Genomic DNA, 26,307 nt, shown 5'->3' on the forward strand with positions numbered 1-26,307 from the left:
AATGCACAATCAAAACTATACCATCCGGACGGTATTGTTTCAAGCAAAAATCAGAAAAATTCTTAATTTGAATCCGTTTTCATAATGTTTTAAAATTGCTATAAATGCAGATATATTAAGGGGTTAGGCTATTTCACAAAAAAAATTAACTTTTTCTTTTAAAAAGTGAAAAATATAAACATATATCGTTAAAACATGCAGATATAACCTTTTTTATTCGGTTTCCAAATAATTGAAGTGATAGGCATATAAAAAAGAACATCCGTCAATTTTTTAGACAGATGCCCTTTTTTGTTGATTATTCATCAATTAATTTTAATAAAACTTTATATACCTCTTGTTTCTTTTTTTCTTCGATATGATAGATATCAAACAACTCAGCTAACCATATTCCATCAGTTGCTAATCGAATAATGGTTGCTTTCATTGGGTCAATTCCTTCATTTTCTATATGTTCTTGCCATTCTTCATACAAATTTCGGATAGGATCTAAAAGGTCTGCATTAACCGCTTTTGCAGCTAGCAAGCCAGCATTCATGTCCTTATTTTCATATGTTTGATTAAATGTTACATCAACATAAGAACGTATCCAACTGCCACGTTGGTTTTCATCCGCTTCTGCATTATTGGCTATTTTTTCACGATAATTTTTTGCAAGATGTTCCACCATTCCCTCTACCAATGCTTCTTTGGAAGGGAAGTGATACAACAAGCCACCTTTGCTTATTCCTGCTTCTTCAGCCACAGCATCTAATGTCAAATTAAAAATGCCACGCTTACTAACTACCTTTGATGCCGCATTAAGAATTTCCACTTTTCTAGACAAACGTCCCATTTAAACACCTTTTTCTATTAAAAATTCAACATTTCACTTTTACTATACTATCCGGACGGTATATATTCAAGAAGAAAATATTATAATTTATGCGACTCGTTGAAAATGTAGTGGTGGGGCGTTGGTGGAGCGCTGGGGTCAGACCCTTTTGTCCCAAAAAGTTTCCGCAAAAAAGCAAAAATGGGACAAAAGGGTCTGACCCCAATGTCCCATTCTATATTTAGCTCATTAATGCATTTATATCTGCTATGCTTGGATTAGCAATGTAGTGGCCGCCTTCTACTTGGATGGTTTGGCCTGTAATAAATTTCGATTCATCTGAAGCTAAGAATAATACTGTATTACCAATATCTTCTGGTTCACCATGATAAGGCAATTTATTGAATTTCTCAAACACTTCCATCATAGGTTTTGGTATATTACTTTTAGCAGCGGGAGTTAAGATTAACCCAGGCGCAACACCATTACAACGAATACTTTTTTCTCCATACTGTGCTGCAATATATCTTGTAAGGTTAACAACACCAGCCTTAGAAGCACCATATGCGGTTCTAATATTATCACCAACAAACCCAGCCATAGATGCTGTGTTAATAATTGAACCTCCACCAGCTTCAATCATATGCGGAATGGCAAATCGAGCACCTAATAGTACACTTTTTAGGTTAACATTCATTAAACGATCCCATTCATCTAAATCCATATTCACAACATCTAAATCTTTCTTCAAGTTAGTAAGCCCAACATTATTAACTAAAACATTAACTGTTCCATAATTTTCAACTGTAAAATCTACAGCTTCTTTAACAGATTTCTCTTCACCTGCGTCAAGAAAAACCCCTTTTGCTTCATATCCTTGATCAACTAATGTAGCCGCCGATTCTTCTGCCCCCTTAACATTAAAATCAGCAAGTACTACTTTTGCACCTTCTTTTGCTAGCATGGTAGCAGTTGACAATCCAATCCCTGAAGCTCCACCTGTTACTAATGCGACTTTCCCTTGTACTCGTCCCATTTCCTTCTCCCCTTTACTAAAAATTAATTTAGAATATTAACACTTACAAACCCCTTATAAGTAAGCGCCATCATGGTGATAACAAAAAATAACTCAAACTATAATGATAGTTTGGATATCACAAAATAATTATACATTCTACCCTGTTAATTGTAAACTTATTCGATTATAAAGTTAAGAAACATTAGCAATTAAAAATGGGACAAAGGGGTCTGACCCCAATGTCCCATCAATTTATTCTGTGATCATTTTGTTTACGTTGGTGATTTCTTCTTGTGGTACGGCGTAGTAATAAATGCCATCAATTGTCGTACCGCTTCCTTTGACTTGATAGCTTTCGATATTTTTAACGGTGTTTCGATAACCTGAAAATAGTGTCTTCATATTATCGAAAGTCATACTTGTTGTCATATTGTTTCCTAATATATCAAGTAATGGATTTATTTTTGTCACACTGTCTAACGTCGCGCCTTCCTTCACAATCGCCTCAATTACTTTTCGTTGTCTAGTTGTACGTCCAAAGTCACCTGCAGGATCATCTTTTCGCATACGCACGAAATGTAACGTCTTGTCACCATCCATCTCTTCTGGCCCAATAGTAAAGTTGTATTTACCATCATTCCAAGCAATATCATTTTGAACAGTAATCGTACCAAGCGCGTCAACTAATTCTTGTAAACCTTCCATATTGATTCGAACAAAATAATCCAATTCAATATCCAAGAAATTCTCAACCGTATTCACAGACATATCTGCACCGCCAAACGCGTAGGCGTGGTTTATTTTATCCTGGAATCCTTTACCAATAATCATTGTTCGTGTATCACGTGGTATACTAACTAACTGAATCTCATCTTTATTCGGCTTCAATGTCATGACAATTAATGCGTCAGAACGCCCACTATCATTTGCTCGCTCATCCACACCTAGTAATAACACATTAATTTGTTCTGATGCTTTCATTTTTTTCTCTGTTAATTTTTTATCTATGGATGTCACTGGTTCATGCATTTTCTCATCTACAGTTTTCTTTACACTGTCATAAATAGACCAACCATATGCACCAACACCCAATCCTAATACAAGAACAATAATTATCGGTGTTAAAATCCAAACTTTTTTATTAGAACGACGCTTCTTAGTATGTTTCATTCGTTAATCTTCCTATCTATATAATTATCAAAAAATTGCATTACCTTTAAATTATACCAGATTTTTCATAGTAAACAAGATCCTACTCCAATTTATTACTTAGAAAAAATAGCATGCAACTAGTCTCTTAATCGCTCAAGATGAATCGCAATATAGCCTAATTCTGATTCTGGAAATTCAATATCATACTTTGCAGCAATCTCTTTGCTTACAACCTCCGCACATTGATAGGAATGCGCAAATTTGTGCTTAATCATTGTCAGCATATCAAGATCCATTGAGTATTGATCACTATGCTTGACACGGTGCAACACAAAACGCAAATGAGTGATTAAACGCTGATAAGAGATATCATCCTCTTCAATTTCCAGCCCTAAATAACTTACAATGCGCTGAATCATTTCACTAACTATTGTTGTTTGTCTCAAGGTTTCCTTATAATTTCCACCAGAAAGCTTCATCGTATGGATATGTAATGCAATAAATGCTGCTTCATCAATCGGCATTTCTATATTAAGTTTTTCCTTCATCATGTCTAATGCCCAAAGCCCAATTTCAAATTCTTCTTTATACAAAATTTTAATTTCATTCAATAACTTATTTTTCAAATGCATCCCATTTTGAATTCGCTCAATTGAAAATGAAACGTGGTCCGTTAGAGTGATATGGATGTGCTCGCTCAATTTCATTCCAATTGTTTTTTCTGCATATGAAATAATTTCTTCCGAGATGATAAAATGCTCTTCAGAAATTCTACTAAGGAGCTGTTGCAGCTTTTCGTTTTCTTTCATGATGAATAATTTCTCAATTTTTTGTTTATTAATCAAATCATTTTTTTTCTTACCAAAAGCAATACCTGTTCCAACTGCAACTTTTTCTTCATTTCCATCTATTACTAAAACCGCATTATTATTTAAAATTTTCTTTAACTTCACACGAGCAACCTCCTTACAGTTTGCTAAAAACTACCATAACCTAGAGAGCTCATTTTCGAACCTTCTATTAGTTAATATCACAGTGGAATTTGATACCTTTCAGCAAGGAATGTAAAGCCTGATCTTAAAAAATCTTTATCACTATGACTTGATTTTAATACATTTAACAAAAAATAGCTAAGATTTAATTTGTTTTATCAATATTCACATACATTATAACATGGTTATGCATAGAAAAAATCTTCACTAACCATTAAAGGTTATTAGTCATTAAAATATAACTTTTTAATTTTCCGCAGAAAAAAGTTCAGACACCTCATCAACCGGAACGTTAGATCTTCCATTTTGACAAGGTGTCCTACTTGTATTCCTTCATATTAAACATTTTCACAACCGTTCAGATAGCGTGTAACGATAACGATGCATGCTTCACTTTTCAAATAGATGAAACAGTTAATTCATTACCTGTTACACACGACGAATCTTTTTAATTTCATCTGCTACGAATTGAACGTTTGTACCAACGATTACTTGAATACTGTTTTTACCAACCACATTAATACCAGCTACACCAGTATTTTTAATGCGTTGCTGATCGACTGCATCCATATCTTTCACTTCTAAACGAAGTCTTGTTATACAGTTGTCTACAGAAGTTACGTTAGCGTCTCCACCTAAACCAGCGTAAATTTCTTTTGCCATTGTAGCAAAATCACTATTGCCAGCAGTTGTAGTATCTGCATCTGTTTGTTCTGGAGCGTCATCTTCTCTACCTGGAGTTTTAAGGTTCATTTTTGTAATCAAGAATCTAAAGATTACATAATAAACTACTGCAACGACTAAACCTTGAACGATCAGCATAAATGGTGCGTTTGCTAATGGTAATCTTGAACTTAACACAAAGTCAACAAAACCTGCACTAAATCCGAAACCAGCAGTCCATTGGAACGTTGCTGCTACAAATAAAGATAAACCTGTTAGAGCTGCGTGTACAACATAAAGTACTGGTGCTAAGAACATAAATGAGAATTCAAGTGGTTCTGTTACACCTGTGAAGAAAGAAGCTACACCTGCTGCTAATAATAGAGAAGCTGCAGTTTTCTTTCTGCTTGTTTTAGCAGTGTGATACATAGCAAGTGCTGCTGCTGGAAGTCCAAACATCATTACTGGGAAGAAACCAGCTTGATACATACCAGTTACACCTTTTTCACCTGTACCAGACCAGAAGTTAGCAATATCATTAATACCAGCAACATCAAACCAGAACACAGAGTTTAACGCGTGGTGTAAACCAGTTGGAATTAGTAAACGGTTGAAGAAACCGTAAATACCAGCACCAGCTGCGCCTAAGCCACTAATTGCTTCACCGAAAGAAACTAATCCAGTGTAAATAACAGGCCAAGCAAAGAATAGAATTCCTGAAACTGCTAACATGGAAACTGCAGTCATAATTGGAACGAGTCGTTTACCACTAAAGAATGCTAATGCATCAGGTAATTTCACATGACTAAATCGGTTATACATAATAGAAGCAATAATACCTGAAAGAATACCAACAAATTGGTTGTTAATTTTACCGAAAGCTGCGTTAACTGCATCAGCTTCTATACCTTGTAATAACGCTACAGTACCTGTTGAAAGAAGTGTTGTTACAACTAAGAATGCAACTAAACCACTTAATGCTGCGGAACCGTCTCTATCTTTTGACATCCCTAAAGCTACACCGACTGCGAACAAGATCGACATGTTATCGATGATCGATCCACCAGCTTTAATTAAGAATGCAGCAACGGAACTATCTGCACCCCAACCTGAAGGGTCAATCCAGTAACCGATACCCATTAAGATCGCAGCTGCTGGTAGTACAGAAACTGGAAGCATTAAGGAACGGCCAATATTTTGAATATATTTCATTACCATGAGAATTCCTCCCTAAATCTTTTTAAAATTTCTTAAAGCCTAAAAATAAAGATAAGTACAATAACTTCTTTGTTATAAAGCGCTATCAAAACAAAACTTATAATACTTAAAATTAGATTTTGATCCCTTTATTCTTGAAGTATAATGGAATAAAAGTGTTAATCAGTCAATATTTCTCTCTGGGAATACAAGGGACAATACATTTTGTAAAATCTCGCCTTATAACTTTTTTACCAACTGACAGCAGTAACTATTGCGCTTGAAAATCTTATCTGCTCTTCTTTCCTGTCATCACCTCCTTAAAGGTGGCACATGCTTGACCTATATTATCCAAACATGTGCAAAATATACTTTTAATGCTTATTTTATTGATAAAACAACTGTTTCGCCTTGTTTACACGTTTTTTCTTCTGAAGCATGATAATCTTTGTCACTACTACTATTCGTAATTACAATCGGAGTAATAAGGCTCGGCACATTTTCTTTCACAAAGTCCCAATCCACCTCTAGTAATTTTTGACCAACAGAAACTTCATCGCCTTCATTTACAAATGAAGTAAAACCTTCTCCCTTAAGTGCGACAGTTTCTAAACCTACATGGATTAAAATTTCTGTTCCATCTTCTGTTTGGATACCAACCGCGTGTTTCGTTGGAGCAACTTGAACAATTTTCCCATCAACTGGTGCAGAAATATTCCCTCCAGTTGGTAAAACAGCTACACCCTCACCCATCATTTTTTGACCAAATACTGGATCCGGCACTTCTTCAATAGCTACAATTTCTCCACTAGCTGGAGCGTATATATCCAACCCTGATTTTTTAAATAAGTTTTTAAGCATGGTGTCATACTTCCTTTCAAGTCAATTGTAATGACCACATGTTTATAAGTATTAAAAAAGGCATGGAGAAATAAAAGGATGAATAAATCCTATTTATCACTCCATGCCTGATCAAGTCAGTAACATGTGAGTCCATATGTAATTAAAATTTGTTGATTTTGATCAAATGGAAACGCAGTCAAAAAGTAACTACGAATGATTCGATACACCTATATTACAATAAAATTTTATAGTTGTCTATACCTCATATCCAATTTATTTATTTTTTTATGCATTTTGGAAGATGGGCGTTGGTGGTACATCGAGGTTGGGACATTGGGGTCAGACCCTTTTGTCCCAATTGGGGCGGAGGGGTCTGACCCCAATGTCCCACTTCAAATTCGATAAATGGTGCTTTTAGGGATGCCGGTTATGCGTGATATTTGTCTTCCTGGAATACAGTAAGTTTCTTTTAATTTGGTAATTATCTCGTTTCTATCTTGTTTTTCCAAGGATTGAAATTCACTTATATGTGTGATACCCATTTCATGTAATAACTGAATACAATCAGCATCAGTAATAGTTTCTATAAAGCACGCACAACAATATTGTGTGAAATTAAAATCCTGCATGTATTCAATAAACAGGTGGTAAGCGGTATGTTGATCTGAGGAAAATAATTGGAAGGCTAATTCAGTGGAGACGAGTGATGAACCATAAAGATATTCCGACATACTTGTCCATTTGCTCGTAAAGACATTTGAGGTTATTCCTGCTTTCATGGGGTTTTGATGAATGTAACGAAGAACAGCGAGAAATGCACGTTGATCCAAAACCACCTCACTTCTAAAACGCCCTTGAAACAAGTGTCCTGTTCGTTCGTATTTATCGTTGTACCATCTGACAAAACTTGAGCTAATACGCTGTATTGCTTTCGACAAGCATTCTTCTTCAGACTCTCTTACTAATAAGTGCACATGATTATCCATCAGACAATAACCGTAAACCGTATAATCACTAATGCTTTTAAACTTGTTTAAAATGGCCAAAAAACGCAAACGATCAGCATCTTCCTCAAAGATGATTTGCTTATTTATCCCTCTGATCATCACATGATAAATCCCACTACTACTCTTTCTCCTCAACCCCCTCGGCATAGATCTCCCTCCTACTTGGGACATTGGGGTCAGTCCCCAGAGTCCCACATTTATAAATTAAATGTAATTAAAATTCAGCTTATCGTCAAAGGTGTAAGATTGCAATTTGAACACCTTTTTAGAAGGAATGGCGAGAAATACATAACAGCAACAGCAATTCCCAAGCCACATACCAGACTAAAAAACAAAAATGGGACATCCGGGACTGACCCCAATGTCCCACCACAACACGAAAATGGGGCGTTGGGGTCTGACCCCAGCGCCCCACACCAGTGCCCCACAACCGTCAACTCCATCGCTCGATTTATTGTGTTGGTTCGGTTACTAGTACTACGTTATCTTCTATACGGATGGTTTTACCCATTGTTGCGTTGTCTCTAAGCCAATCATTCGCATGAATACTTAGCACATATCCATTCTCAGGGATAACGGAATTACTCCCGCCTACTTTTACTACTTGATTATCGACAACGGTTACTTCATATCCCCATTGGTTTGTTCCAGTACGCTCTCCATATTCTGAAGTATACTGAATAAATTCACCACCACCTCGAGGTTGATTAACACCGTCTAACATACGATAATCAATAACATTCAAGTCGCTCCACATACTATCAATTAAGAAAGGCTTAATCACTTCATTTCCAACTTTTTGTGGCATTTGATAAGCTTCCATCATTAATTGATTCAACTTTTCTTTATATTCATTCGCCTTATCTGTATCACCTTGCTTTTCCGCCATCGAAAAGTTAACTGCAACTTCCCCAGCTTCACCATAAACACTAACATTATTCAGATAATCCTCAATACTTTTCAGGAATTCTTGATCATCAACATCCGCATTTATTTTTTCAGGAACTTGCTTCAATGCTACAAATTGTTCAATTAGCTTGTCCGCTTCTTCACTCGCATCACCTTCCGCATAAGCTTGACTAAATGCATCAATAGAAGGCTGCAAAGTCAATTCTAACGGCGGTAACTCTAATGCGCTCTTAATTAAGAACGGTTTAATGACACCTGTACCCATCTTTTGAGGAATTTCCTCGGACTGATTATACAAACGTATTAGCTCTTGTCTATATTGACTCGCTTGATCCGCTTCTTCGTTTTTCACTGCCATCAAATACTTCACAGCGACTTCTCCAGCCTCACCATACACTGTGAGCTTTTCTAAATAAGGCTTAATTTCGGATAAAAATTGATCGTTTTCCATCTTTTCATTTAAAATATTCGGAACATCTTGTAAATACATAAACTCCGCAATCAAATCAGACGCTTTTTTCTCTACGTTCTCATCGGTTACATACGCTTTCCAAAAGTCTTCTATTAATGGATTTAGTGTTAATGACTCTTCCTCATTAATTGGAGAAGAGTACGAATTCTCTGCAAAAGCTGTTAATGCTTCTACCGCATCTCCACCGAATGATTCAATACTGCGATTCCAAGCATCTTTTGCATCATAGTTAAAAGGATTCCAAGAATAATCTGCAATTGTGAATAATGGTATTTTGGATGCTTCCGCTTCATTCATCGGGTTTGCTGTTATTCCATCCACTCCATGTTTCGTTAAATTTTTATCTCTATTTACCAACGGCCCAAGGAACAGACTATTGCGATCGTAATCATTTGTTGGATAGTTATCCCACAACAATAAGTCATGCTTGAAAACATTATGCGCTTCCTCTGCTCCCTCTGCCTTGACTTGCTCAGGTACTACTTTTGAACCTGTCCACATAACAACTGTCTCTTGATTTAACAGCTCAGCAAAACGCTCACGATAAAAAGTTGTGCCATTCCCAGAGTATTCTGTAGGTACCGTAATTAATCGCTCTGCACCTTCATGCGTTTGGATAAATTCTTCGTTAAATCGATTCAATAAATATGCATGAGCTGCCGCAACGGGCTCTTCATCATCACCAAATTTTTCAACGTCTGCTTCACAATTCAATTCTTGACTAATGTCATCCAAGAAAATGGCGTATGAAGTTACACCTAAATCCCACATCTTTTCCATCTTCTTCGTTAACAGTTCGAAATCTTTATCACCGGAATAACATATTGTTTCCCCTGGCGAGACAGAAAAAGTAAACTTCACATGATTTTCATTCGCTTTATCAATCAGCTCTTTCAGCTTAGCTAACTCTTCTTCTGGATATGGTTCTCTCCAGTCTTCACGGTGGTATGGATCATCTTTTGGCGCATAGATATATGTGTTCATTTTATTTTCACCGTAAAATTCAATCTGATTTAACCGATCTTCATGTGTCCAAGGCGGGCCATAAAAGCCTTCGATCGAACCACGAATCGGCATCTCTGGCCAATCTTTTATTTCCGCTTCCGGAATCCAGTTTCTTCCTTCTTTTTCTTGGATTAATTGCTTAAAAGTTTTTACTGCATAAAAAGTACCCGCAGCATCTTTCCCAGCTAATACAATTTCTTTTTCTTCAGTCGAAAGGATGTAACCTTCGTCTTTCACATCTTCTAGCTCTTCAGCAAGGTCATCTAATTCGACGTCTTCTAGCAGTTCTTCCATCTCATCATCGTCTTCATTGTCTGAAGGAACACCAAGGAAAATTGTAACTGGAGTGTTTACTTTATCCCCAGGCTCGAAATGTTCGATTTTCTTAACATCTGAATCTTTCAAAACTGCTTCCAGTTCATTTAATGCATGTTTATCTGCATTTTCACCAACGATGATGCCTACGCGTGGTGTTAACGGAAACCCTTCATCATCTATTTCCATTTCTTGTGGTGAAGGATTAATGGTAATATCGTTCTCATCTTCTGCCAATGTTTGCTTCACCCCTGTGAATAAAGATACAAAAACCAATAAAGCTAAACTGCTAAATAAAATCTTTTTCTGAATATTATCATATATGTTACTCATTCTCCATCTCCTCTAGTCTTCGTTTGTTTTGCACCCTCAAGCTTAAGTTTACAGTGCATACTTGTTACAAAAAATGAATGCTGTAAGTACTCAAGCTTGAGATTTTATTATAGTTATCAGGTAGACATTGAATTTATAAGCTATTTTTATTACTCTTTAATCTTCGTCTGTATCTTCCGCAGAAGAAATGAGAACTTGACCATCAACAATACGAACTTTAGATCCGATCGTTGCATATTTATCTAGCCAATTTCTTTCCATCCAAACACTGTTATGAATACTCAAAACAAATCCATTATCAGGGATGGCTGAGTTATTTCCTCCTCTTTTTACAACAACACCATCTTCTACTGTAACTTCGTAGCCATAAGGGTTCGATTGTGTTGTTTCACCATGTTCAGGAGTGTACACAATTAATTCATCTGCTCCACGATAGGTATTCGTGCCGTCTAACGCTCTTATTTTCAAATTGTATCCCCAAACACTTTCCGCAATAAATGGTCTTATAACTTCTCCACCGATTTTTTGTGGAATAGCATCTGTCTGTTGTAATAGAGCTTTAATAGACTCCTCGTATTTTTGTTTTTCATCCTCATCAGCTGCCATTAAATTTTTCACGGCTAATTCTCCAGCTTCTCCTAGTAGTTTCAACTTTTCTACATAGGGTTCAATTTCTGATAGGAATTTTTCATTTTCCATCTTTTGATTTAATTCACTAGGTACTTGCTGTAAATATTTAAATTCTTTTAATAGTTTATTCGCTATTTCATCTAAGTCCTCTAAGTCATCTGAATCGCTAGAATGATAGATTTGCCAAAATTCCTCTATCAATGGTTTTAGTGTTAACGATTCCTCTTCATTAATTGGGGAAGAGTACGAATTCTCCGCAAAAGCTTTTACTGCTTCTGCAGCATCTCCACCAAATGATTCAACGCTTCGATTCCAAGCATCTTTCGCATCATAATTAAATGGGTTCCAAGCATAATCTGCAATCGTGAATAATGGAATTTTAGATGCTTCCGCTTCATTCATTGGATTGGACGTTATTCCAACCACACCATTTTCTGTTAAATCCTTATCTCTTTTCACTAACGGACCAAGAAAAAGACTGTTGCGGTCGAAATCATTTGTAGGATAGTTGTCCCAAAGCAACAAGTCGTTTTTAAAGACATTGTGTGCTTCTTCTGCACCTTCTGCCGTCACCTTTTCTGGCACTACATCAGGTCCTGTCCACATGACGACGGTTTCATTATTCAGTAATTCAGAAAAACGCTCACGATAAAGAGATGTACTGTTTCCAGCATATTCAGTCGGTACTGTAATTAAACGCTCTGCACCTTCATGTGTTTGGATGAATTCCTCGTTAAAGCGATTTAATAAATACGCATGAGCCGCCGCAACGGGATCTTCATCATCACCGAATTTTTCAACGTCTGCTTCACAATTCAACTCTTGGCTAATATCATCCAAGAAAATAGCGTAGGATGTTACACCTAAGTCCCACATTTTCTCCATCTTCTTTGTTAATAATTCGAAATCTTTATCGCCGGAATAACATATTGTTTCCCCTGGCGAGACAGAAAAAGTAAACTTAACATGATTTTCATTCGCCTTGTCAATCAGTTCTTTCAGTTTAGCTAATTCTTCTTCCGGATATGGTTCTCTCCAGTCTTCACGGTGATATGGATCATCTTTCGGTGCATAGATATATGTGTTTAATTTATTTTCACCGTAAAATTCGATTTGGTTCAGTCGATCTTCATGTGTCCAAGGCGGGCCATAAAAACCTTCAATCGAACCTCGAATGGGCATCTCGGGCCAATCTTTTATTTCTGCTTCTGGAATCCAGTTTCTCCCCTCTTTTTCTTGGATCAATTGCTTAAAAGTTTTTACTGCATAAAAAGTACCAGTCGCATCCTTCCCAGCTAGAACGATTTCTTTATCCTCTGTCGAAAGGATGTAACCCTCGTCTTTTACATCTTCTAGTTCGTCTGCTAGATCCTCTAGTTCAACTTCTTCTAATAGATCTTCCATCTCGTTTTCCTCTTCAACGTTTGATGGGTTGCCTAGAAAAATCGTAACTGGAGTATTTACTTTATCTCCAGGTTCGAAATGTTCAATTTTCTTAACATCTGAATCTTTCAAAACCTCTTCTAGTTCATTTAACGCATGTTCATCTGCATTTTCACCAACGATGATGCCTACGCGTGGTGTCAGCGGAAACCCTTCATCGTCTATTTCTATTTCTTGTGGAGAAGGATTAATCTTGACATCGTTTTCATCTTTAGCCGATGTTTGCTTCACCCCTGTGAATAAAGATACAACGACTAATCCAACAGAAAAAATCAACAATATTTTTTTTGATAAACCAACTAAATTATTAATACGCTTTCCCTCCTTTGGTTTTTTATTCCATGTAACGCAATTTTACACTTTCATTCTATGTAAGCTAAAATACATTGTCAATCTCTCTTTTTTACTAGTAAACTTAGTTAACTGAAGCATAACCCTTGAAAATTCTGAATTATCAACTTAATAAACTTTTATAAATTAATACATTTCCTTCACTATCCAACCACCCACCTAGGTAATTAGAGTTGGGACATTGGGGTCAGACCCCAATGTCCCATTCCAACACGAAAAATGGGGCGTTGGGGTCTGACCCCAACGCCCCACAAGCGTCCCATTTTCTATTGTGTAATGAGTGATTTTAGTTGTATGGTTTTTCCTGTTTCTCTCACGAAGATTTGTATGGTGTGATCTTCCTCGTCTAATTCATCCGTGATTAACAGGTGAATTTCTCCTTGTGGTAATTCGTTTAAATCATATTGTTTAAAATACTCACCATCTAAATAAACCTCAATCAAACCACCCGCATTTTCTAAATTTAAAGCGAGTAGTTCTCCAGTAAATTCATATCTAATCGAATGGTTTGAGGTACTTGATGCATAACTTTCTCCAACTAACTTGAAGCCGTCTAAATCCTCTGGCTCAACAATAGATTGAAAAGCATCAACTTGATACAAATCTCCCCGTGCCTCAATATTTGTGTAATCAATAACTTTTTTCTCAGCCACATTTCCCACAATTCCATCCACTACTGATTCAGCATACATACTAACTCCAGCTTTATTGAGTTTGCCTTCCTCTGTCGTCAACTCCTCCATTGACTCATCAGCGTTCTCCAACACTTCTTCCACATCAATAGAAGCAACCCCGTAATGATCAGAAATTTCGACTATAGCACGAGCGTATTCCTCTTCCTCACTAAGCGAACGTCCAATAATCGCAAAAATCTCCGCTCCAGGTTGGTCTGCAATTACTTGATTTAGCAATGTTTCATAGCTTTTTTCAAATTGTTCAACAGTCAAACGATTTACATCCGACTCCCCAAAAGCAATTGCCACTAAATCTTGTTGCGTTTCCTTTTTCCCTTGCTCATACATAAGCATATTATCAAACATATCCGCCTCATCTTTTATAACTTGATGTTGATACACTTGATTATTATAATTTTCTTCAATTAGATTACTCACTTGTTGCTGCCATGCTTCTCCCTCTTCCACACTTTCACCAGCACCAACAACACCTTGATCACCAATGACCATGAAATGAATCTTTCGCTCATTTGCTAGCTTCGTATAAAAATCTCGATTTTCCTTTTTATCTACCTGCATATTTTGATCGATCTTTTTATGTGCTTGCTCACTGATCAATTTTAATTTTTGATTATATTGAAAACTAGCATAAGCAATGAAACTAATAAAAATAATAGCTGCAACAAAAATAAATATCGCTTTTTTAGACATAACCAATTCCCCACTCTTTCTTATATTTCAATTAAACTATACTTTTAAAAAAATCTTTTATTTAGCGATGGCTGTGCGATTATACACGTAACAATCCTCGGAATCCTCTCGCAGCATAGTAAGATTCCGCACTATTGTGATAAACAAACACAGTCCCATATCGTCGATCACAAAAAAGTGCCCCACCTAGCTCCCTAATACTTGCAGGTGTATGTATCCAGCTAGACGTTTTTTGATCAACTTTTTCTACAGCTTGAAGCTTACGATACTGCTCTTCTGTCAAAAGTTCAATCCCCATAGTCATTGCCATATCTACCACATTATCTTTCGGCTTATTTTTTTTTCTAGACTCTAATGCCTCACGATCATAACAGATGCTTCTACGCCCTATAGGACTTTCTTGTGAGCAATCATAGAATATATATTCATTCTCCGCTTCCTTGTGCTCCAACACATCTGGTTCACCGCCCGTTCTCTCCATTTCATGTATCATTTGCATTTTTTCCGGACTTGCTTCTAGTTTCACACGTACACTACTCCATTCCAATCCTGGGTGCCTATGCATATTATTCTCGAAACGATTATGTAAAGTTTTGATTAATTCTTCATGCTGTACTACCGACCTCTTATTATTAACCATTTTTTATCCCCCTTTTTTCAAAAGTAACAATAGTGAGCTTTTTTACAGATGGTTTGATGGAAGTAGATCTGAACGCTCTTGTTTCACTATGGTGTGAATTTCTAAAAAAAGTACGCAACTTTCCATTTTACTACTCTATTCTCTATTTTCACTGTAACTTACTACAATTTCAAGTTCTATTTTGCTAAATTCAGATTCTGTGCAAAAAACGATCATTGTTTATGCTAGTTTTACCGACGGAATAATAAGACAAGGGTCCCTTAGTTAGAAATGAGAAAACTCATGCATAATCAGGAAGTATCATTTGAGCAACTCCTGCACGATTTTGAACCAATAATTTTTCACCTTCTCCATAAATACGGAATAAGAGATGAGGACAAAGAGTTCTATCAAGAGGGAAGCATTGCTTTATGGCATGCTTGGCAAACCTACGATCAAGAAAAAGGGAAATTCTCAACCTATGCCTACTTTTCGATTCAGAAAGCATTCTTTACATTGTTAAGAAAAGAAACGGCAATTCAAAAACGAAAAGAAAAATATCAATCTTACTTAGACACCAGCAGCCTTGTCTGCTACAACCAACTGCCTTTCGATCCTTATTTATTCGCTATGATCGAGCAAAAGTTAACCCAAAACCAAATGAAGTGGTTTATCGGCTATATCATCAATCAACAAACAATAAAACAAATTGCCCAAAAAGAAAACGTCACAGAAAACACAGTGAAAAACTGGGCACGCCTAGCCAAACCAAAAATCCAGCAAATCCTAACGAAATGGGACATTGGGGTCAGTCCCCAATGTCCCACCAATTGAAAAATGGGGCGCTGGGGTCAGTCCCCAACGCCCCACCAAGCGTCCCACCGATAATTAGACGATTGCTTTAAAGCCTTTTCTGATGACTTCTTGAACATGGTGCACGGTAACATATGCTGTACTATCAATTTCTTGAATTCGTTTTTTTAACTTGGCAAGCTCTTGTCTATTGATCACAAGATAAAGCACTTTCTTATTATCCCCAGTATATCCACCATAGCCATCTAAAACAGTGAATCCGCGGGACATTTTATGAATAATTGTTTCTGCAATTTCCTCGGAACAGCTCGACATAATAAACACAGCAACTCGCTCATCTATGCCCTCCGTAAAGAAATCAATCACCTTCGCCCCAATATAAACAGAGATCAGCGTGTACATTCCTTTATCAATTCCTATCACAAAAAGGGAACCAGACACAACAATAATATCTATCACTAGCATCGCATTTCCCACACTAACTCCTAAATATTCATTCGCTATTCTGGCAAGCACTGTTGATCCACCACTACTGCCACCCGAACGGAATATCAGCCCTAAGCCAATCCCTACTAACAGCCCGGCGAAGATAGCGGACAATAAAGTATCATCTGTCAGCATCCGTCCATATTGCTCTGTCACGGATAAAAAAATGGACGACGTAATAATAGAAAATATCGTATAATAAAACGACCTTTTCTCAAAAAAACGATAGCCAACTGCCACTAACATTACATTTAATACAAAGTTTACTAGTCCCGTCGACCATCCAAATAAATAATGAATGACTACCGTTATCCCAATAACTCCACCTTCAGAGAGCATATTCGGAATCATATAAAAGTTGACCGCTATAGCAAAAATTATTCCCCCGGCAATAATTAATAATAAATCTACCATTGTTTTTTTCATAAATGCATCCCTTGTCTTTCTATATCTAATAATTTTGAAGATCGATTAAGAATGAATCATAATTTTTTTGATTAATCAATCGGTTAACTTTTTCTTTATCTTGTGTCCATTTCGAAAACATATCACTTAAAATCGGAAGGTGATGATCACCATCCCGTTTTGTTTTAATAAGAAATAGCACTTTAATAATATCCTTATCCCAAATAATTGGTTTTTTTAAAACCGCAATATAACATACCGGTTTTCTGCAAATCTTATGAAGATCTTGTAAATGAACGATGTTATTACCTATTTCGTGGGAAATAAAGGGCATCTTCGTTATCATTTTTTCTTCAATAATTCCTAAGGCTTGCAATTCATGCACTATATTTTGTAAGATACTCTGTTTATCTGTGCCTTCTAAATAAAAATTAGCATAAGTAGGTTTAAAATATTTTTCTACGTCTAGTTGAAAGAGATCCAGTCTACTTACAAATTGTTTAATTTGCTCAATGTAATTTCCTTTTTCAATTGCAACTTGATGAATAGAGCTTGGTAGTCTGTGTTTATATGAAGACACCAACACATCTATATGATCCATTTGCTCCATTGCTTCATCTAAAAAGTCATAATTAATCAATTGAAAATTTTTTTCAGGGAAATTTTCCTTTAATTCATTAATATACATAATCGTTTCTGCACGACCACGTCCACTAATCAAACAAATGGTTATCTTTCTTCTTTTCCTTAAATTACGTAAAGCTACATTAAAATAAAGAACTAAATATCCGAATTCATCTAAAGATATATTAATGTGATAATAGTCTTCGATTACCTTAACCGCAGAAACAGTTACCTTTGTAGCAAAGAGATATTTTTGAAGATTTTCATGCACAACTGGATTTCTTAAAACAATTCGATGCTTTATTCTTCTTATCATTTGAAGCATATGTAATGGAAGATATTTGTTAAGCGTGGGGTCATTAGAAATATCAATATCAAAATTATTTTTAATTTCCAAATACACATGTTGCAAAACTTGATTCACTTCTTCTAATACACTAGGTTTGGCATCAATAGACTGGAGAAGTTGTTTACTCTCCAAATGCATTGAAATATAATAGATATCATTTTTAGTAAGATTCGTTTTAAATACTTGATTAATTGTATCACATAGTTTTTTACTTGTACGATAAATCGTTGAATATACCTGATTAACTTCATCTTCATATTCTTGTGTAATTTGTATTGTGTGCCCAGATTTACTCCTGAAAATTGAAATCAACACGTGAATAGCTATATTCTTTAAAGAAAAATCTGACAAAGAAATTTTATTCTGTTCGCAAATATTACGCAATAAGTCTTCAACAAAAGGAATGATCGTGTGTTTTAGTTCATATAATTTCTCTTCCAATTCAATACTATTATCAAACGTCATTTTATTATGAAAAAAATACTCCGCAAAACAAATACGTTTATCTAGCTCATTTCCCGTTATTGTAATTCCATAATTAGCTTTAGAGGATAGATGCAATTGATAATTAGATAAAACACGCTTTACTTCTGGCATATCTTGATTTAATGTAGAACGGCTAATAAACATTTGTTCTGCCAAATGATCTAATTTAATATAATCTTTGCTTAGTAATAACGCCCTAATAATATAAAAAATTCGTTCATAATTATTTCGCTTAAACAAATTCAATCGTTTAATATCTATGGTTGCCAACCCTTTTATTAAGTATTGTTTGGCGCTCTCATCCTTATAGCTTAATGTATACCCTTTATTCGAACTTGATTTTATTTCTATTCCTTTACTTTTAAGCTTTTTCTTCAATATTGATATATCATTTTTAACAGTACGTACGGAAGCTTCTACAACTAATGCAAGATTTGCAGCAGTCGTCGTTTCTTTTTCCTGCAACTCGTTTAAAATTAGTAATTGTCTTCTATTCAAATCTAACATAAGTATCGCCTCCTAAAAAAAATAACTGTAATCATCTGATTATAGTTATTTTATCGCAGGTTCACAGCCAGTCAAGTCTTAGCCATAATAGTTGTTAAATTTGCTTTTTTATTTTTTGTTCGTTGATTAATATCTCTAATCACTGAAAGAGTTCGCTTAATAATAAGAGGGAGTAACGCCCCCCTCATTGATTAAATTAGACCGAGTAATGACCCACCAATACCAATTGCGATAGTAATTAACAAGATAGTAGTTGGCTTTTTTCCTTTCTTTAATAAATAAAACATAAATAGTGTATAAAGTAATGGTAACAGTAAAGGGAAAATTTGATCTATATAATCCTGCATTGGAAGCTTTTCTTCTCCAACAGTAAATACTAACGCAGATTGTAATTTTACCATCGATGCAGACATTGCTCCAATTACCATCAATCCCACAATCGTTGCACCTTTAGAAATTTTTTGCATTATTCCAGAACTACTTGCTTTACCCATAAGTGATGTCCCAAACTTATAGCCAAACACCCCACCATAATAACGGGTAAGCATATGAGGAACATTAAATAATAATAAGAATAAAATAGGTCCTAAAATACTACCTTGTTGCGCTAATGACAATCCAATACCAACTGAGATAATTCTTAATGTTCCCCAAAATAATGAATCACCAATACCAGCAAATGGACCCATCAAACCAATCTTTACATTATTAATAATACTTTTATCAAAATTAGGATTTTCACTTGCCTCTTTTTCAAGCGCTGTAGCTACTCCAGTAATGGTCGTTACCACATGCGGAGTCGTATTAAATATAGCCATGTGACGCTCTAATGCTTCTGCTTGTTCATTCTTCGTTTTATAATACCGCTTAATTGCCGGCCACATACCAATAGAGAAACCAAGTGCTTGCTGTCTTTCATAATTATAAGAAGCTTCTAGCATAAAAGAATTCCAAAATATTTCACGCATTAGTTTCTTTTCATCTTTGTTCAATTTCTTTTTCTCAGACATCGAATAAGTCCTCCTCATCTGTTGTATTTGTTTCTGTAACTTCTCCTTGTTTTCCCTTCATTTCAAACACAATAATAAATGCAAGAACTACACCGAATAATGTAATACCCAAAACTGGTAGATTTAAATAAGCAAATAATGCGAAACCAAGCAAGAAATAGAGAATATTGTTTTTATTCATCATCGGTAACAATAATAATGCAAATCCAACAGCTGGTAATAATCCTCCAGCTACTTCTAATCCATTTTTAATCGCTTCTGGGATATTGTTAACAAAAGCCTCAACCGCTGTTGAACCAAATAAAATAGCAACAAAAGCAACAAGAAAGTACATAGCGGATTGTAGTAAAAGACCCGCTATATTTAGAGTTATCAGTCCTTTAATATTCGCTTCTTTAGCAAGCCTCATTGCAAAGTCCATAAACCAACTTCTTACGATAAATACAATAACTTTTAATGATTGCGCGAGTAATGCAATTGGTAAAGCCAAAGCCAAAGCCACGTCTGCTCCATTTCCACTCATAATAGCAAACGTTGTACCTAGTCCTGCACCTACTAGAACATCTGGTGGAACAGCACCACCTACTTGAATAAATCCCATAAATACAAGTTCTAATGTTGCACCTACTAGAATACCTGTTTGTAAATCTCCTAGCACTGCCCCGATAATTGTAGATACAACAATTGGTCGAATAACCATAGGTGTACCTAGCATTTTCTCAATAAACCAAAGAATTGCTAAAATTAACCCAACAATAATTGCTATTTGCATAGACTTTTTCCCTCCATTTCCAATTTAGAAAGATAATTTATTTTTCAAATCATTATAGTTTTTAGCATTTTCATTAGGAACCTGGCGAACCTCAATTTCAATTCCCTTATCTTGAATTTTATCTAAATATTCAATATCTTCTTTTGATACATATACAGCAGGAGAAAATAATACTTTATCATCATACTTTTGCATGCCCCCTACATTCAAAACAGGCTCTTCTTGAATTTGTTCCAGCAACTCATATGCTGATTTAGGATTAGAACAAATCACAAATACCTTCATAGATTGAAGCTTTGGATTCTCTACTAACTTTGCTGCTTCATCAACAGTACGAATAGCTAATCGAACTCCATCCGGATTACTTGTTTTAAGTGCCATTTTTCGTATTTCATCATTCGCCGCATTATTATCAGCAATTACGATTGCTTCATAAGATAAAGCAGATCTCCAACTATAAGCAACTTGTCCATGTAATAAACGATCATCAATTCTCAGTTTTACAATCATTGTCTATTTCCTCCTTGTTTTTGTTTAAAGATCAAAATCATCATCTGAGCTTTCATTATTTTTGTTTATTTCATTATTAGCAAAAATAATTTGTTCTTTCGAAGCATGCACAACCTCTTTTAGTTTAGCTTCGTTCACTTGCTCTTCACTTAACATAACCACTTCTAATAAAAGTGGAAGGTTTATACCAGAAATAAGATAAACATTCTTTCTATTTAAATAACCAAGTGCAGTTTGATTTACACTACCGCCAAAAATATCAGTAAAAACAATTAATGTATCTTTTTCATCGACTGTAGAAATAAAAGCTTCTAATTTTTCGTTAAAAGGTATTTCATCTGTATAGGCATTAATAAAACTCAAGTTTTCTTGTTTTCCTAAAATTAAATTTGCTGTCGAAACAATCCCTTCTGCAAATTTTTCATGTGTTGCTACTAAAATTTTCTTCATAACATAACCTACCTTATCTACAATGTTTTATTAATATAATCTGTCACTTGCGGGTAAATACCTCTTGCTAGATCTCTCCCCTTAGCATCTGCTAATTTATAAGCCAAAACTTGAAAAAAAGCAATGTATTCTAATGTATGGAAAGATTTACTCATTGATTGGATGTGGAAATCAGCTTCAGATGTATCTCCTATCACATAACAAGGTGAAATCTCTTTAGTTATAAAAGTAGCTATTCTACTTGCCTTCTCATCATCCTCACCAGCTCTACTTAGTATGAAATACCCCATTGTGCTATCAAAAGCATTTTGTGGGCCATGGATTAATTCCTCTAATTCAAAGCTATTTGTGAAAACAGGTAACATCTCCATAAATTTTATATCTGCTTCTTGTGCGACTGGCCACAAATCATTTGTTCCAGCAAATAAGAAGTTTGATTTCCTCATAAGTTGATATTTATGTTTGTTATACCATTCCAAAGTACGTTCAGTGATGATAGGTAGATTATTCACCATTGCTGTAAAATCAGCTGTATAAGCTTCTACATCATAATCTGAAATTTTTTCATTTAAACGAGCCATGTAAATAAACATCCAATATAGTGTTGCACACGTTGCAGAATAACCTAAAGTTCTATAAATATACTCCTCATTATCTGATCCAATTTCAAAAGAAATATTCGCTTCATTTGCTATCGGTGTATCTAAAGACTCGGTTAGTGATACCGTTGTAAAACCTTTTGATTTAACTAACTTTAATGCATCATAGACAAGCTTTGTTTTGCCACCTTGCGAAATAAAAATATACAAATTTTCATTACACAATAAGTCGTGATTGTAATAGTTCACAAATATATTAGGGTATACAATTTCTACTGGGAAACCGATTACATTTTCAGCAAAATGTTTTGTTGTAAATGCTGCATTATAAGAGGTACCAGATGCAATGATTACAATCTTTTTATACGAATTATTCGGGCCTAAGCAATCTAAAAGTTTATTCTCAAATGTGTCTTTGTTACTTATGATTTTCTTTAATTGAACAGGAATACGTTCAATCGTATCCATCATACTCATTAAACCACTCCCTTGATGTTTATAACCCCATAATAAAGTCATCGATGGTTTTTATCCATATTTGATTTTGCACGAATAATGATGCAAAAATATATAATTAGAAAATTCTAAGATTTAACAGGTAGTATTATTACTTTAGAATAGACAAAAATATATTAATAAACCAAAATAAAAAGCGTTTATCCAACTGTCCAGCCATTGGATAAACGCCATAAACTTCACTCAAACTTCTACCTTTTTTCATTCAAACTTCCACCACTTAAAAATCCAAAACTTTATTTTTTTGTTATTTTATCATGCCATGACTTTGCAGTTTGGTTGATCACCAAATTTAAGTCTGCAATATTTCTTCTCCCTGAATCCTCCAGCCATTTGCGTGCTGGATTTTCACCGTCCACCGCAAAAACTGACACACTATCTTTCCATGTTGCGCGTCCACATAGCACACCATTAAACGTAGAACCCGCTTCAGCTGCAAAAGTCAACGTATCCTGGAATAGTTGCGCACTAACTCCAGCACTCAAGAAAATAAATGGTAAATGTGTCGCTTGACTCTGTTCTTTAAAATAGTCTGCTGCTTGCTCTTTTGTGTACACCACTTCTGACTCATCTGATGCATAGCCTTCCACATAATTCATGTTAACAGGTACTTCTACCTTCAAAACATCTACGTTATATTGTGGTTTAGAAAATTCCGCCATTGCTTTGTTGACTTTATGCGGCTTCACCTTAGCAAATTCTTCACCTTTGGCATCACTAATCGTCGCATCGTACGTAACTATTTCTAAGAAAAAAGGAATATCCTCTGCCATACACTCAGAACCGACTCGTTCCATGTATACATGTTTAAATGTATTAACTGTTTCATCTTCATCTACATCATAATATAACAAAAATTTAACCGCATCTGCACCAGCTTCTTTAATTCGTTTCACAGACCATTCCTCTAACAAATCTGGCAAACGACCAGGTTGTGTCGCATCATATCCTGTTTTTTCATAAGCCAATAACAAACCGGCTTCTTGATCTCGAACCTTACTAGCCGGTAATCCATACTCAGGATCTAGCAAAATAGAGGTGGCATATGGTGTTAATTCTTCAGAGATCAATTCTTTAAATCGGACGATTCCTTGATCATCTTCTTTACCACTACCCTCACTAATCATTTTCTTCAACGAACCCCTCTGATCAATTGCTAGCGCGCCAATAACTCCTTTTTCATCTGATAAGCGTGTTAGTGCATTGAATTTTTCTTCTGATATTTTGTGCATTATTAGCATCTCCTGTTAGTTAGATTTACTTCTTTTCCTAAAAAATATCCTTGCAAAATCCCTACTACTTCTCAAGTATAGAAAAAGCGACATTTCTCATATTAGAAAGTCGCTTTTTCATTTTAAACCAAATCCCTCTCAGGAAATAATCATCAAATCTTGGGCATCAAACACATAACCAATAAGGCTTCCCAAAAATTTTACCTAAAAGAAAACTTATAGAATACCTACCAAGCTACCAACAATACCTAATGCTACAGTAATACCAATTAACGTTAATGGTGATCTACCTTTTTTAAGTAACCAATAACAGAAAACAGTATATAACAATGGTAGTAATGCTGGCATGATAGAATCTAATACTTCTTCTTGAATGTTTACTGGAATTTCACCAGCTTGGATCGTCCAATCAAGCTTGAAGTTTACATATGAAGCAATCAAGGCACCTACTACAGCTATCCCTACAATCGAAGCAGCACGAGAGATTTTCTGTGTTCCCTCTTTAAGTGAACTAATTGCAGCTGTACCTTGCTTGTATCCGTAATGCATTAAGAAAAATCTCAAACCAAAGTGCACAGCGTTAAAAGCGAGTAAGAACAATACCGGCCCCATGACATTACCATCGGAGGCGAGCGAGGCGGCTATACCACCAGTGATCGGAAGGAGCGTTAACCAGAACAATGCATCACCAATACCACCTAAAGGCCCCATTAGTGCAACTTTAATTCCTCGAATCGCACTTCGATTCTCTTTTCCTTCTTCCATTGCTAGAATGATAGATTGAACAAACGTAATAAGGAATGGGTGTGTATTGAAAAATTGCATATGGTCTAACATTGCAACCTTAAGGTCATCTTTATCCTTATGAATCTTCTTCAAACCAGGTAGAATACTGTAAAGCCAACCACCAGCTTGCATTCTTTCATAGTTAAAAGAAGCTTGTAAAAATAATGAACGCCATACCATACGATTTAAATCTTTCTTCGTAAGTACCTTCTCAACAGTTGGATCATTGTAATCATCTCTAATATAATCTTCTTTGTTAATCAACTCTTGTTCTTTAGATCCCATCAGAATAATCCTCCTCATCTGCCGGCCCTTGATTAGCCGTTTGTACTTTAGGAGTTCCACCGCCACCAAAGAAATCATAAGCTGCAATCGCTACAGCAATAATTGCCACTGCTAAGATTGGAAGTTGCAGGTAAGCTACCGCAACAAAACCAATTGCGAAAAACGGAGCGTATGTCCACTTAAACATAATTTTCATTAACATTGCGAAACCAACAGCAGGCATAATACCACCAGCAACTGTAAGCCCGTTAATGATCCATTCTGGCATGATGCCAACAACTTCTGCTGCTTTTTCTGCACCAAAATAAATTGGTAAGAAAGAAATAGTAAAGAAGAAAACAAATAGTAAAGCCGGTCCTAAATAGTTCAGTTTATCAATTGACTTTGTGTTCCCTTTTAATGCATAGGTATCCATCTTATGCATGATCGGGGAATAAGCCGTAAATAATAGCGTAATAAGTGCTTGTGCAGCTACTGCGAAAGGAACAGCAATCCCAACCGCTGTCTGAGGTGATTCGCCAACTAATATGGCAAATGCAGTACCAATAACCCCACCTATAACAACGTTCGGTGGCTGTGCACCTGCTAGAGGTACCATTCCAGCCCAAACTAATTCTAATGTAGCACCTGCGATAAGACCTGTTTGTAAGTCACCGAGTATTAAACCAATGACAGCACCCGCAACGATTGGACGGTGTAAGTGCGTCAAGCCGTTAAATTGGTCAATTCCAGCAATACCTGCCCAAAGACCAATGAGTAATGCCTCCATTAACATGTTTTATCCTCCTCGCTTTTTTACCATTTCACTAAAATTCATCAGATATTAAATTTTCGTCATTAAATCGAAGCCACTTTCATTCGGAATTCCTCTAACTTCTAATTTAATCCCTAGTTCATTTAACTTTTTAAATGTCTCAATATCCTTTTCATCTAGTGAAACAGTTGGTGAAATTTGTTTCTTTCCTTCAGCAAAATGAATGTTACCGACATTGATTTCTTTTATAGGCACCCCTCCTTCAACTAGTTTTAACGCGTCTTGTGGTGTTTTTACTACTAAGAGAATCTTTTGACGCGGAGCTGCTTTTTCGATAATACGGATGGTCTTCTCAATTGTGAAAAATCGGCTTTGTGCTGTGTCTGGAAGAACCATATCCATCAAGTTTTGTTGCACTTCATCCTCTGCAACGGCATCATTGGCCACAACAACTAAGTTCGCACCTAGCGTGTTCGTCCATGTCATTCCTACTTGCCCATGTATTAAACGATTATCAATTCTTGTTAGTAAAATATTTGGTGTTCCCATAACAATCACTCCTTATAATTTTTAAT

23 protein-coding genes are annotated in these 26,307 nt (G+C 35.7%); 1 reads left to right on the forward strand and 22 read right to left on the reverse strand.

The features are described 5' to 3' along the window. Window positions 1-298: 298 nt before the first annotated feature. The 11 genes from HP569_RS03405 to HP569_RS03455 all read right to left on the reverse strand — a co-directional run bounded on the left by HP569_RS03405 (window position 299) and on the right by HP569_RS03455 (window position 15,169). Window positions 299-835 carry a TetR/AcrR family transcriptional regulator gene (locus HP569_RS03405; RefSeq protein WP_182199745.1) on the reverse strand — a complete coding sequence of 179 codons (537 nt, stop codon included), beginning with the start codon at window positions 833-835 and terminating at the stop codon, window positions 299-301. A gap of 220 nt (window positions 836-1,055) precedes the next feature. Beyond that, window positions 1,056-1,850, reverse strand: coding sequence for an SDR family NAD(P)-dependent oxidoreductase (locus HP569_RS03410; protein ID WP_182199746.1), 795 nt, complete (start codon window positions 1,848-1,850; stop codon window positions 1,056-1,058). A gap of 234 nt (window positions 1,851-2,084) precedes the next feature. Then, the gene (locus tag HP569_RS03415; RefSeq protein WP_182199747.1) at window positions 2,085-3,002 is read right to left on the reverse strand and encodes an LCP family glycopolymer transferase; all 918 of its coding nucleotides are present in this window, start codon (window positions 3,000-3,002) and stop codon (window positions 2,085-2,087) included. Between the two features lie 119 nt (window positions 3,003-3,121). Continuing rightward, the gene (locus HP569_RS03420; protein ID WP_182199748.1) at window positions 3,122-3,937 is read right to left on the reverse strand and encodes a PRD domain-containing protein; all 816 of its coding nucleotides are present in this window, start codon (window positions 3,935-3,937) and stop codon (window positions 3,122-3,124) included. 468 nt (window positions 3,938-4,405) lie between these two features. Next, a complete protein-coding gene (nagE, locus tag HP569_RS03425; RefSeq protein WP_182199749.1) occupies window positions 4,406-5,857 on the reverse strand; it encodes an N-acetylglucosamine-specific PTS transporter subunit IIBC in 1,452 nt (483 codons plus the stop codon). Between the two features lie 360 nt (window positions 5,858-6,217). Next, a complete protein-coding gene (locus HP569_RS03430) occupies window positions 6,218-6,697 on the reverse strand; it encodes a PTS sugar transporter subunit IIA (RefSeq protein ID WP_182199750.1) in 480 nt (159 codons plus the stop codon). A gap of 374 nt (window positions 6,698-7,071) precedes the next feature. Beyond that, on the reverse strand, window positions 7,072-7,833 hold the full coding sequence (locus HP569_RS03435) for a transposase (RefSeq protein ID WP_182199751.1): 762 nt from the start codon (window positions 7,831-7,833) through the stop codon (window positions 7,072-7,074). A gap of 304 nt (window positions 7,834-8,137) precedes the next feature. Further along, window positions 8,138-10,720 carry a glycoside hydrolase family 84 protein gene (locus HP569_RS03440; protein ID WP_182199752.1) on the reverse strand — a complete coding sequence of 861 codons (2,583 nt, stop codon included), beginning with the start codon at window positions 10,718-10,720 and terminating at the stop codon, window positions 8,138-8,140. Between the two features lie 156 nt (window positions 10,721-10,876). After that, complete coding sequence (locus HP569_RS03445; protein ID WP_246366905.1) at window positions 10,877-13,069, reverse strand: glycoside hydrolase family 84 protein; 2,193 nt, start codon at window positions 13,067-13,069, stop codon at window positions 10,877-10,879. Window positions 13,070-13,410: 341 nt separating this feature from the next. Next, the gene (locus HP569_RS03450) at window positions 13,411-14,529 is read right to left on the reverse strand and encodes an SGNH/GDSL hydrolase family protein (protein WP_182199753.1); all 1,119 of its coding nucleotides are present in this window, start codon (window positions 14,527-14,529) and stop codon (window positions 13,411-13,413) included. 79 nt (window positions 14,530-14,608) lie between these two features. Then, window positions 14,609-15,169, reverse strand: coding sequence for a DUF4256 domain-containing protein (locus HP569_RS03455; RefSeq protein WP_182199754.1), 561 nt, complete (start codon window positions 15,167-15,169; stop codon window positions 14,609-14,611). A gap of 282 nt (window positions 15,170-15,451) precedes the next feature. On the opposite strand from HP569_RS03455, the gene HP569_RS03460 reads away from it, so the two are divergent. Further along, window positions 15,452-15,982 (forward strand): sigma-70 family RNA polymerase sigma factor, encoded by a 531-nt coding sequence (locus HP569_RS03460; protein ID WP_182199755.1) that lies wholly within the window; start codon window positions 15,452-15,454, stop codon window positions 15,980-15,982. 54 nt (window positions 15,983-16,036) lie between these two features. Here the strand turns inward: HP569_RS03460 and HP569_RS03465 are convergent, their stop codons facing one another. From HP569_RS03465 to agaV, 11 genes are all read right to left on the reverse strand, one after another. After that, on the reverse strand, window positions 16,037-16,873 hold the full coding sequence (locus HP569_RS03465) for a YitT family protein (RefSeq protein ID WP_182199756.1): 837 nt from the start codon (window positions 16,871-16,873) through the stop codon (window positions 16,037-16,039). A gap of 25 nt (window positions 16,874-16,898) precedes the next feature. Continuing rightward, window positions 16,899-18,818, reverse strand: coding sequence for a BglG family transcription antiterminator (locus HP569_RS03470; RefSeq protein WP_182199757.1), 1,920 nt, complete (start codon window positions 18,816-18,818; stop codon window positions 16,899-16,901). Window positions 18,819-19,009: 191 nt separating this feature from the next. Next, window positions 19,010-19,828, reverse strand: a complete 819-nt coding sequence (locus HP569_RS03475) for a PTS system mannose/fructose/sorbose family transporter subunit IID (protein WP_182199758.1) — start codon at window positions 19,826-19,828, stop codon at window positions 19,010-19,012. Further along, the gene (locus tag HP569_RS03480) at window positions 19,821-20,600 is read right to left on the reverse strand and encodes a PTS mannose/fructose/sorbose/N-acetylgalactosamine transporter subunit IIC (protein ID WP_182199759.1); all 780 of its coding nucleotides are present in this window, start codon (window positions 20,598-20,600) and stop codon (window positions 19,821-19,823) included. Before HP569_RS03480 ends, HP569_RS03475 begins: the two co-directional genes overlap by 8 nt. Window positions 20,601-20,624: 24 nt before the next feature. Then, on the reverse strand, window positions 20,625-21,110 hold the full coding sequence (locus tag HP569_RS03485) for a PTS sugar transporter subunit IIB (protein ID WP_182199760.1): 486 nt from the start codon (window positions 21,108-21,110) through the stop codon (window positions 20,625-20,627). A gap of 24 nt (window positions 21,111-21,134) precedes the next feature. Next, window positions 21,135-21,560: a PTS sugar transporter subunit IIA gene (locus tag HP569_RS03490; protein ID WP_182199761.1), complete on the reverse strand. Its 426-nt coding sequence runs from the start codon at window positions 21,558-21,560 to the stop codon at window positions 21,135-21,137. Window positions 21,561-21,577: 17 nt separating this feature from the next. After that, entirely contained in the window at window positions 21,578-22,636 is a 1,059-nt protein-coding gene (locus HP569_RS03495) for an SIS domain-containing protein (RefSeq protein ID WP_182199762.1), read from the reverse strand. Window positions 22,637-22,911: 275 nt separating this feature from the next. Further along, window positions 22,912-23,907 carry a tagatose-bisphosphate aldolase gene (gene lacD, locus HP569_RS03500; protein ID WP_182199763.1) on the reverse strand — a complete coding sequence of 332 codons (996 nt, stop codon included), beginning with the start codon at window positions 23,905-23,907 and terminating at the stop codon, window positions 22,912-22,914. A 216-nt stretch (window positions 23,908-24,123) separates the two neighbouring features. Continuing rightward, entirely contained in the window at window positions 24,124-24,978 is an 855-nt protein-coding gene (locus HP569_RS03505) for a PTS system mannose/fructose/sorbose family transporter subunit IID (RefSeq protein ID WP_182199764.1), read from the reverse strand. Continuing rightward, window positions 24,968-25,753 carry a PTS N-acetylgalactosamine transporter subunit IIC gene (gene agaW / locus HP569_RS03510; protein WP_182199765.1) on the reverse strand — a complete coding sequence of 262 codons (786 nt, stop codon included), beginning with the start codon at window positions 25,751-25,753 and terminating at the stop codon, window positions 24,968-24,970. Before agaW ends, HP569_RS03505 begins: the two co-directional genes overlap by 11 nt. A gap of 48 nt (window positions 25,754-25,801) precedes the next feature. Continuing rightward, the gene (gene agaV, locus HP569_RS03515; RefSeq protein WP_182199766.1) at window positions 25,802-26,281 is read right to left on the reverse strand and encodes a PTS N-acetylgalactosamine transporter subunit IIB; all 480 of its coding nucleotides are present in this window, start codon (window positions 26,279-26,281) and stop codon (window positions 25,802-25,804) included. Window positions 26,282-26,307: the final 26 nt, after the last annotated feature.

This window comes from Paraliobacillus salinarum (genome assembly GCF_014083865.1).
In the GTDB taxonomy this organism is placed as follows: domain Bacteria; phylum Bacillota; class Bacilli; order Bacillales; family Amphibacillaceae; genus Paraliobacillus; species Paraliobacillus salinarum.

Coding starts and splice junctions, on each gene's coding strand:
- HP569_RS03405 (WP_182199745.1), bottom strand. CDS start 835: ATGGGACGTTTGTCTAGAAAAGTGGAAATTCTTAATGCGGCATCAAAG.
- HP569_RS03410 (WP_182199746.1), bottom strand. CDS start 1,850: ATGGGACGAGTACAAGGGAAAGTCGCATTAGTAACAGGTGGAGCTTCA.
- HP569_RS03415 (WP_182199747.1), bottom strand. CDS start 3,002: ATGAAACATACTAAGAAGCGTCGTTCTAATAAAAAAGTTTGGATTTTA.
- nagE (WP_182199749.1), bottom strand. CDS start 5,857: ATGGTAATGAAATATATTCAAAATATTGGCCGTTCCTTAATGCTTCCA.
- HP569_RS03430 (WP_182199750.1), bottom strand. CDS start 6,697: ATGCTTAAAAACTTATTTAAAAAATCAGGGTTGGATATATACGCTCCA.
- HP569_RS03435 (WP_182199751.1), bottom strand. CDS start 7,833: ATGCCGAGGGGGTTGAGGAGAAAGAGTAGTAGTGGGATTTATCATGTG.
- HP569_RS03440 (WP_182199752.1), bottom strand. CDS start 10,720: ATGAGTAACATATATGATAATATTCAGAAAAAGATTTTATTTAGCAGT.
- HP569_RS03450 (WP_182199753.1), bottom strand. CDS start 14,529: ATGTCTAAAAAAGCGATATTTATTTTTGTTGCAGCTATTATTTTTATT.
- HP569_RS03455 (WP_182199754.1), bottom strand. CDS start 15,169: ATGGTTAATAATAAGAGGTCGGTAGTACAGCATGAAGAATTAATCAAA.
- HP569_RS03460 (WP_182199755.1), top strand. CDS start 15,452: ATGCATAATCAGGAAGTATCATTTGAGCAACTCCTGCACGATTTTGAA.
- HP569_RS03465 (WP_182199756.1), bottom strand. CDS start 16,873: ATGAAAAAAACAATGGTAGATTTATTATTAATTATTGCCGGGGGAATA.
- HP569_RS03470 (WP_182199757.1), bottom strand. CDS start 18,818: ATGTTAGATTTGAATAGAAGACAATTACTAATTTTAAACGAGTTGCAG.
- HP569_RS03475 (WP_182199758.1), bottom strand. CDS start 19,828: ATGTCTGAGAAAAAGAAATTGAACAAAGATGAAAAGAAACTAATGCGT.
- HP569_RS03480 (WP_182199759.1), bottom strand. CDS start 20,600: ATGCAAATAGCAATTATTGTTGGGTTAATTTTAGCAATTCTTTGGTTT.
- HP569_RS03485 (WP_182199760.1), bottom strand. CDS start 21,110: ATGATTGTAAAACTGAGAATTGATGATCGTTTATTACATGGACAAGTT.
- HP569_RS03490 (WP_182199761.1), bottom strand. CDS start 21,560: ATGAAGAAAATTTTAGTAGCAACACATGAAAAATTTGCAGAAGGGATT.
- HP569_RS03495 (WP_182199762.1), bottom strand. CDS start 22,636: ATGAGTATGATGGATACGATTGAACGTATTCCTGTTCAATTAAAGAAA.
- lacD (WP_182199763.1), bottom strand. CDS start 23,907: ATGCACAAAATATCAGAAGAAAAATTCAATGCACTAACACGCTTATCA.
- HP569_RS03505 (WP_182199764.1), bottom strand. CDS start 24,978: ATGGGATCTAAAGAACAAGAGTTGATTAACAAAGAAGATTATATTAGA.
- agaW (WP_182199765.1), bottom strand. CDS start 25,753: ATGTTAATGGAGGCATTACTCATTGGTCTTTGGGCAGGTATTGCTGGA.
- agaV (WP_182199766.1), bottom strand. CDS start 26,281: ATGGGAACACCAAATATTTTACTAACAAGAATTGATAATCGTTTAATA.